We start from the raw sequence: 7,881 nt of genomic DNA, 5'->3' as shown, positions 1-7,881 counted from the left end.
CAACATGAGGCCCTCCGCTTAGGAGTACCCCACGTCGGGGTGGGTCATTTTTCAATTGGCGACCCGGGTCAGTTTTGCATCGGCGGCAACACAGAACGGACGATTCGTCTCGCAAAGAAGCAATCGCACGACAAACCGTATCTGAATTGCGATGAATTTGGTGGAGCAGAAGGGATTTGAACCCTCGACCCCCACGTTGCGAACGTGGTGCTCTCCCAGCTGAGCTACTGCCCCACCGCAGACGGAAATTCTACGCCGAAATTACCGTTTTCAAATAGGCCCGCAACCTATCAGCGAGCTCGGGCCGTTTCAACCCGAAGCCGATCTGCGCGGTGACGAAGCCCAGGCGATCGCCCAGGTCGTAGCGCGTGCCGGTGAATTCGTATCCGTACAGCGGACGGCGCCGGCAAAGCTCGAGCAGACCGTCGGTCAGTTGAATCTCGCCGCCCGCGCCGGGCTTGCCTGCGGCCAGCAGGCCGAAAATCTCGGGCGTCAGCACGTAGCGCCCGACGATCGCGAAATCGCTCGGCGCCTTCGCCGGCTCCGGCTTCTCGACCATCCCGTTAAGGCGCATGAGCCGCGGGCCGGCGGGCGAGCCCTCGACGATGCCGTACTTCGAGAGATCCTGCGGCGCGACGCGCATCAGCGCGACCACCGGGGCTTCGCGCGCCTCGGCGACGTCGATGAGCTGACGCAGGCAGGGCGGATCGGAGTCGAAGATATCGTCGGGCAGGATCACCGCGAACGGCTCGTCGCCCACGGCCGCGCGCGCCTGCAGCACGGCGTGTCCGAGTCCGAACGGCTCGGCCTGCTCGGCGCGCGTGATCCGCGCCATGGCCGCGGTCGCGCGGACCTGGGCCAGGAGTTCGCGCTTGCCGCGCTCCTCGAGATGGCGTTCCAGCCCGGGGACCGGCGCGAAATGGTCGAGCACCAGCGAGCGCCCGGGCGCGACCACGATGACGATTTCCTCGATTCCGGCGGCGATGGCCTCCTCGACCACGACCTGGATCGCGGGGCGATCAACGACCGGCAGAATTTCCTTGGGGATGACGCGAGTGGCCGGCAGCATCCGCGTGCCGAGCCCGGCCGCCACCACCACGGCCTTGCGAACTTTCATCGAATGCCTCGGGAGTCCGGATGCCAGCGCGAGTGCCTGGAGTCGGTTGACGCGCCGGCGAGCGAGCGAACTCGCGCCGGCGCCGGTTTCAGCGCGCCGAGCCCTGACGCTCGCGCGCCTCCTGCGCCGATTTGCAGGTGATGCAAAGGGTGGTCACCGGGCGCGCCTTGAGCCGCTCGATGCCGATCTGGCCGCCGCATTCCTCGCATTGGCCGTAGATGCCGCCGTCGATGCGGGCAAAGGCTTCGTCGATCTTGCTCAATAGCTTGCGCTCGCGGTCGCGCATCCGAAGCAAAAAGGCGCGGTCGGACTCGAGCGAGGCGCGGTCGGAAGGGTCCGCACAGGCTTCCGGGGCTTTGGTGTTCAGGGTCCCGAGCGCGCGCTCGGCTTCCTCCAGAATCTCGGTTCTCCGATCCTCGAGCAAACGGCGGAAGAAATTCAGGTCTCTTTGCCTCATAATTACGGGGCGTCAAGAACGTTCGAATTCTACTTGCACCCTACTGTCATGTAAACAGGGTGCGGAATAAACTCGGATCCGGGCCGTCGCTCCTTGCATGTCTGGCATATGAAATCGGCTTTCCTCGACGCGTTCTCAGGGCTCAGCGGCGACATGATCGCCGGCGCGATGCTTGACGCCGGCGCCGGCTTCGAAGAATTGCGCGCGGCGCTCGCCTCGCTGCCGCTTGACGGCTATCGCGTGGGCACGCGGCGCCGGGTGCTCAGCGGAATCGCGGCGCTCAAGTTCGACGTCGAAGTGAGTGCGCCGCAGCCCGAGCGCCATCTCGGCGACATCCGCGAAATCGTCCGTCGCGGAGCGGCGCTTTCGGACGCCGTCAAGGAGCGCGCGATGGCGATTTTCGGCGCGCTTGCCGAGGCCGAAGCGAAAATCCATCACACGACGCCGGAGGCCGTACACTTTCACGAGGTGGGGGCGGTTGATTCGATCGTCGACATCGTGGCCGCCGCCTGGGGTTTCGAGCGGCTCGGACTGGAGGAAATGGTCGTCTCGCCGCTGCCCGCGGGCACCGGTTTCGTGAGGTCGCAGCACGGTGTCATCCCGGTTCCCGCGCCCGCCACGACCGAGCTGCTGACCGGCTTTCCGATTCGGATGGGCGACGGCGCCTCCGAGATGGTAACGCCCACCGGCGCGGCGATCGTGCGCGCGCTCGCGAAGCCGGCGCCGCCCGCGATGGGCTTTCGAGTCGAGCGCGTGGGCTACGGCGCGGGCACGAAGGATTTCGCCGACCGGCCCAACGTGCTGCGACTGATGATCGGCGAGCGGGCGCAAAGCTACGACACCGACGAGCTGGTCGAGATCGCCGCCAATATCGACGACCTGAGCCCGCAGCTTTACGACCACGTGTTTGAGCGCCTGCTCGCCGCCGGCGCGCGCGACGTGACGCTGACGCCGACGATCATGAAAAAGGGCCGCCCCGCGGTCACGATCTCCGTGCTTGCCGATCCCGCGGCGCGCGAGCATATCGCCGCGGTGCTCTTCGCCGAAACCTCCACCATCGGACTGCGGTTTCATCCGGTCGCCCGGCTCAAGCTCGCGCGCGAAATGATCGAGGTGGACACGCGGTGGGGTCGCGTACGGGTGAAGGTCTCGCGCGCCGGCGATGATATTTTGACCGTGTCGCCGGAGTACGACGACTGCAAGGAAATCGCGCGCGAGCATCGGGTCGCGCTGCGCCTGGTTCTCGAACAGGCGCAGGCGGCGGCGCGCCGGCAGTTTTCCCGGGATGGATGAGCGGCGAATGGCCGAGCAGCGGCTGCGCATCAACGAGATATTTTTCAGCATCCAGGGCGAATCGACCTGGGCCGGGCGTCCGTGCGCCTTCGTGCGCCTTACCGGATGCGACCTGCGCTGCTCGTGGTGCGACACCGAGTACGCATTTCACGAAGGGCGGCCGATGACAGTCGAAGACGCTGCCGCTCAGCTTCTCGGCTACGGATGCGATCTGGCCGAAGTGACCGGCGGCGAGCCGCTGCTGCAGCCCGCCGTACATCAGCTCATCGCGCGCCTGCTCGACGCCGGCATGACGGTGTTGGTCGAGACTTCGGGCGCAAGCGACGTGAGCACCCTCGACCCGCGCGCGATCAAAGTGATGGACCTCAAGTGTCCCGGTAGCGGCGAAGCGGCGCGCAATCTGTGGAGCAACCTGGAGCATCTGACCGCGCGCGACGAGGTGAAATTCGTGATCGCCGATCGCGCCGACTACGAATGGGCGCGCGACGCCATGCGGCGCCACGGCCTTGCGGCGCGCGTCAATGCGGTACTGATGAGCTGCGCGTTCGGCCGCCTGGAGCCGGCGCTGCTCGCGGGATGGATCCTGGCCGACCGCCTGGCGGTGCGGATGCAACTCCAGATGCACAAGCACATCTGGGCACCCGACGCGCGAGGCGTCTGAGCAATCGCGATGGCGGCCGACGGGGGGAAATCCGCAGCTTCGCGCATCCGGCAGGTTCGCCTGGGGCTGGGGATTTGCGCGGGGCTCTTCGCGCTCTGGTGGATCGTCGAGTTCGCAACTTATGCGGGCCGCACCGGCGGCTTCGACGCTTTCGATTTTCTTTTTCTCCTGCTCGTAGCCGCCGTCGCATGGCTGCTGTACGAGGCCTGGGGGGCGCGATGCCCGCAATGCGGAAATCCCTTCTTCGTCAATTCCAGCCTGCCCGCGTGGGTCAACTTTTCCACCCAGTGTCCTTACTGCGGTGCAAATCTGAGCGACATGGAAGAACGCGGCGGATAAACCCGCGACGATAGCGGACTCCGGATGGGCAAGGCCGCGGCCGCAAAGCCGCGGCGCGATTTGACAAAACTTTGATTGGCGCGCGGCTTGCCGCCGGATTTTCCCGAGGTCCGCGATGCACAACTCCGGCTGGCGTCGTTCACCAGCTATTGCTTGCCCTCCTGCCCCACCTTCATAGTACCTACTATCGGCACTCCCATCGGACCCACCGGAATAAACACTTCGGTGTGGTTTGGCGAATTGACCATTTTCTCCTGCGCCTGAATCGCTTCGTATTGTACATACAGCGGAGTCAACTTCTGATTGATGGTCTCGGTCGCCTTGGCAATCCCGTCAGCGTCCGCTTCGCGAATTTGCGCCTTGGCCTTTGCCGTCTGGATTTCGATGGTGGTTTGTTCGAGTACCTGCGTGGCGGCAAGCTTATTAGCCACCGATTCCGCCACCGCCTTGGGATATTGAATATTACCAATGACGACGCTGATGATCGTGAATGAGGTGCCCTGCGTTAACTTCAGGATCCGAGCCTGCACGGCAGACCCGATCGCATCGACATTGTCCTTGACGTCGAGGCCGTTGTATTTCTGAACTTCATCGCGAGTGTAGGTTCGGAAAGGCTCCTTGACGAAATTGTCATACGCCACCTGCTCCGGGTAAGCGCCGATTCCGCTGAATTTTTCGACCAGCGCCCTTACGTTTTCAGGGTCTATCTTCCAGATCAGGTGAGCCCGAAACTCGATATGCAGGTTGTCCTTGGCCAGAACGGCATTCGTACCCGTGAACTCTTCGGTGCTGGTAATCGGAGTGACCAGGATGTTGGTCGCCTCGAGTCTCCAACCCAGACCGGTTGAAGTGGGCCCCGTTTGGAGCGCGTAGAATCGCACCGGCATCGTGTACGGATGTCTGGTAACGTAGCCGACGTAACCCGCCGGCGTCGAAGGATTAGTACATCCAATGATTCCCAACGCCGCAAGAAAAAGTAGCCGTCGCATTTGCATCCCCCTTTGTTTGCCGGGTCATATGAGTAATCATCATTTCCCTTCATACGCGGGAATATGATTAGCACCCGCTGAGTCTGCCAGATTCTGCAATGCTATCTAATAGACCCCGTACTTTGGCCGCGCAGAGCTGACAGATGCGCCAACGCGCGGCGAGGTGATCTGGCGCCTTGCGATTGTTCAGTTTCGGCGCTGGCGCGCGCCAACTCGCACACCGGTGAAAATTTCGGGGCTCAACGAAAGCGTTTGCGCCTCATTCATCCATCGCTTCCGGCTTGCCGCGCCCGTCCGTACCGCGGAAGAATTAACGTAGATCACGGCCTGATTTGTGCCCGCCGCCGGGTCGGGTCAACGCTTTGAACCTGACGTAAACGACAGACGCAGGAAATCGAGAGCAATCGGTTATCGGTGGGAGTTATGTATGGCCGAGTCCGGATATGGTTCTTCAGCATACGCTCCCGAAGGGATGGCTTATCTCGAGGAGTTGGCTTTCGATCTGCGCAACAGTTGGGATCACGGCGCCGACGAGATCTGGCGCCAGCTGGACGCCGAGCTTTGGACGGCCACTCATAATCCGCAGGTCGTGCTCCAAACCGTCGCGCGGACGCGCTTGCGGAGCGCCCTTGCGGACCCCGAATTCCTGGAAGGGCTGACCGGGGTAGTCCTTAAGCGGCGGCGGGCGACCCAGGCCTCAACGTGGTTTCAGCGAACGTATCCGCAGGCGCCGCTCACTTGTGGGCCTACTTCAGCATGGAATTCGGCTTGAGCGAGGCGTTGCCGATTTACTCGGGTGGTCTCGGCAACGTTGCCGGAGATCAGCTCAAGGCCGCTCACGACCTTGGAGTCCCGGTCGTGGGCGTCGGCCTGCTCTATCAGCAGGGCTACTTCCGCCAATTTATCGATTCCGAAGGCAATCAGACGGCGCTGTTCCCTTACAACGAGCCCGGGCAACTGCCGATTACACCCGTACGCGATGGCGAGGGCGAATGGATTCGGGTCAAGGTGCGGGTTGCAGGACCCACTCTGTGGCTGCGCAGCTGGCAGGCCAGCGTCGGGCGAGTAAGGCTTTATTTGTTGGATAGCAACGACCCGGTGAATGCTCCGGTCCTACGCGGCGTGACGAGCGAGCTATATGGCGGCGGGAAAGAATTGCGCCTGGAGCAGGAGTTGGTGCTCGGCATCGGCGGCTGGCGACTGCTCCGCGCCATCGGTCTCAAACCGGAAGTCTGCCATCTGAACGAAGGCCACGCGGCTTTTGCCGTACTCGAACGCGCAAGTGAATTCATGGTCGAGCACGGACAGTCGTTCGAGGTTGCGCTGACCGCTACGGGCGCCGGCAATCTCTTTACAACCCATACTCCGGTTCCGGCCGGGTTCGACAGCGTCGATCCGGCAATGGTCGAGCGCTACCTGAGACGCTATGCCAATGACGTGCTCAGAATCGATTTCAGGAACCTTCTGGCGCTGGGCCGCAACAATCCCGAGGACGCTAGTGAGCCGTTCAACATGGCCTATCTTGCGATCCGCGGAAGCGGCGCGGTCAATGCGGTAAGCGAGCTCCACGGTAAAGTCAGCCGGCGCACTTTCTCGTCGCTCTTCGATGGTTGGCCGCTTTCCGAGGTCCCGGTCGGTTCCGTGACGAACGGCGTGCACACGCCGACACATGGGACTCGGTGGCGGCGGACCAGCTATGGACGGAGGCCTGTGGCGTCGAACGCTGGCGGGACACGATGGAAGGCGTTGGCGAGCGCCTGCTCGCATTGCCGGCGGCCCCCCTGTGGGCGATGCGCGCGAAGAACCGCGAGGAATTGGTTGCCTGCATTCGTGAGCGTCTGGCGCGCGAAGCCGACGATGAACTATCGACCACGGTGGCCAGGAACGTCTTCGATCCGAACATTCTCACGATTGGTTTCGCGCGGCGCTTTGCCACCTACAAGCGGCCCAACCTCTTGTTGCGCGATCCCGACCGCCTAAGGCGGATTCTTTCCGATCCGCAGCGCCCGGTGCAGCTGGTGGTCGCGGGCAAGGCCCATCCTGCGGACGAGCCCGGCAAGGCATTGGTCAAGGCATGGATTCAATTCGTCGCCCAGCCCGTATTACGCAATCGGGTGGTCTTCCTGAGCGACTACGATATGTTGCTCGCCGAGTACCTGGTTCGCGGAGTCGATCTCTGGATTAACACGCCGCGACGGCCGTGGGAGGCGTGCGGCACGAGCGGCATGAAAGTGCTCGTCAATGGCGGGTTAAACCTCTCTGAATTGGACGGCTGGTGGGCGGAAGCCTATTCGCCGGAGGTCGGATGGGCGATCGGCGACGGTCAGGAGCACGAAGATAACGACGCCGGCTGGGATGCGGCCGAGGCTGAGCAACTTTACTCCTGCTGGAAGAGCAAATCGTGCCGAGCTTTTATGATCGCGACGACACCGGTATCCCACAGAGGTGGGTTGGGAAGATGCGTTAGAGCATGGCTCGTCTGACTCCGTGCTTTTCGGCAAATCGCGCGATTCGCGAGTACACGGAGAAATATTACCTGCCCGCCGCACGTCGATATCGCCATCGCACCGAAAATCGCGCAGCGCTCGCGATCGAGCTGGTCGAGGTGCAACACCGAATCGACGACCACTGGCAGGGAATTTATTTCGGTAAGCTCGAGTGCAAGAACTCCGACAGCGTCCACCATTTTCGACTACAGGTTTACCTGGACGATCTGGCGAGCGACGCCGTCAAAATCGAAATGTTCGCTGACGAAGCCGACGGGCTACCCGCGGAACGCTATCCGATGACGCGTGGCGAGCGCCTGGTTGGCGCCAAGGCTGGATGTTCGCCGCCGACGTCGTGTCGGCGCGTCCCGCGGAGCATTTCACGCCGCGAGCCCATGCGCACCATCCCGAACTGGCGGTTCCGCTCGAATGCCCGGCGATCAAGTGGCAGCGCTGATCCAGCGACGTGCATGCGCGCGAAGCGCGGCCTAGCGGCCGCATCGTGCGGATTGAACTAAATTTGATTGGCGCGCGGCTTG

The 7,881-nt window shown here is 62.9% G+C and carries 11 protein-coding genes and 1 tRNA gene; 7 read left to right on the top strand and 5 right to left on the bottom strand.

Going from position 1 to position 7,881, the window contains the following annotated elements; all coding sequences use genetic code 11:
- The coding region (locus VMI09_01465) for a hypothetical protein (GenBank protein HTQ23331.1) at window positions 1-180 on the top strand (180 nt) is incomplete at its 5' end.
- Here the strand turns inward: VMI09_01465 and VMI09_01460 are convergent.
- The 3 genes from VMI09_01460 to dksA all read right to left on the bottom strand — a co-directional run bounded on the left by VMI09_01460 (window position 159) and on the right by dksA (window position 1,574).
- A tRNA-Ala gene (locus VMI09_01460) sits at window positions 159-234 on the bottom strand. The genes VMI09_01465 and VMI09_01460 overlap by 22 nt on opposite strands.
- Window positions 235-250: 16 nt before the next feature.
- The gene (locus VMI09_01455) at window positions 251-1,117 is read right to left on the bottom strand and encodes a UTP--glucose-1-phosphate uridylyltransferase (protein HTQ23330.1); all 867 of its coding nucleotides are present in this window, start codon (window positions 1,115-1,117) and stop codon (window positions 251-253) included.
- Between the two features lie 88 nt (window positions 1,118-1,205).
- The gene (gene dksA / locus VMI09_01450; protein HTQ23329.1) at window positions 1,206-1,574 is read right to left on the bottom strand and encodes an RNA polymerase-binding protein DksA; all 369 of its coding nucleotides are present in this window, start codon (window positions 1,572-1,574) and stop codon (window positions 1,206-1,208) included.
- 108 nt (window positions 1,575-1,682) lie between these two features.
- Here dksA and larC point away from each other — a divergent pair, with 108 nt between their 5' ends.
- From larC to VMI09_01435, 3 genes are read left to right on the top strand one after another with little or no spacing between them, the layout of a single operon-like run.
- Entirely contained in the window at window positions 1,683-2,867 is a 1,185-nt protein-coding gene (gene larC / locus VMI09_01445; protein ID HTQ23328.1) for a nickel pincer cofactor biosynthesis protein LarC, read from the top strand.
- A 7-nt stretch (window positions 2,868-2,874) separates the two neighbouring features.
- On the top strand, window positions 2,875-3,528 hold the full coding sequence (locus VMI09_01440) for a radical SAM protein (GenBank protein HTQ23327.1): 654 nt from the start codon (window positions 2,875-2,877) through the stop codon (window positions 3,526-3,528).
- 9 nt (window positions 3,529-3,537) lie between these two features.
- A complete protein-coding gene (locus VMI09_01435) occupies window positions 3,538-3,867 on the top strand; it encodes a hypothetical protein (GenBank protein HTQ23326.1) in 330 nt (109 codons plus the stop codon).
- 146 nt (window positions 3,868-4,013) lie between these two features.
- Here VMI09_01435 and VMI09_01430 read toward each other — a convergent pair whose 3' ends face one another.
- Entirely contained in the window at window positions 4,014-4,856 is an 843-nt protein-coding gene (locus VMI09_01430; protein ID HTQ23325.1) for an SPFH domain-containing protein, read from the bottom strand.
- 427 nt (window positions 4,857-5,283) lie between these two features.
- On the opposite strand from VMI09_01430, the gene VMI09_01425 reads away from it, so the two are divergent.
- The gene (locus VMI09_01425; protein ID HTQ23324.1) at window positions 5,284-5,628 is read left to right on the top strand and encodes a DUF3417 domain-containing protein; all 345 of its coding nucleotides are present in this window, start codon (window positions 5,284-5,286) and stop codon (window positions 5,626-5,628) included.
- 362 nt (window positions 5,629-5,990) lie between these two features.
- Here VMI09_01425 and VMI09_01420 read toward each other — a convergent pair whose 3' ends face one another.
- A complete protein-coding gene (locus VMI09_01420) occupies window positions 5,991-6,425 on the bottom strand; it encodes a hypothetical protein (protein HTQ23323.1) in 435 nt (144 codons plus the stop codon).
- A 41-nt stretch (window positions 6,426-6,466) separates the two neighbouring features.
- On the opposite strand from VMI09_01420, the gene glgP reads away from it, so the two are divergent.
- Window positions 6,467-7,339: an alpha-glucan family phosphorylase gene (gene glgP / locus VMI09_01415; GenBank protein ID HTQ23322.1), complete on the top strand. Its 873-nt coding sequence runs from the start codon at window positions 6,467-6,469 to the stop codon at window positions 7,337-7,339.
- Window positions 7,327-7,860 carry a hypothetical protein gene (locus VMI09_01410; GenBank protein ID HTQ23321.1) on the top strand — a complete coding sequence of 178 codons (534 nt, stop codon included), beginning with the start codon at window positions 7,327-7,329 and terminating at the stop codon, window positions 7,858-7,860. Before glgP ends, VMI09_01410 begins: the two co-directional genes overlap by 13 nt.
- The last annotated feature ends 21 nt before the right edge of the window (window positions 7,861-7,881 follow it).

Source organism: Candidatus Binataceae bacterium (genome assembly GCA_035500095.1).
Lineage (GTDB): Bacteria > Desulfobacterota > Binatia > Binatales > Binataceae > JAKAVN01.
This window is presented reverse-complemented; position numbering and strand designations above follow the sequence as displayed.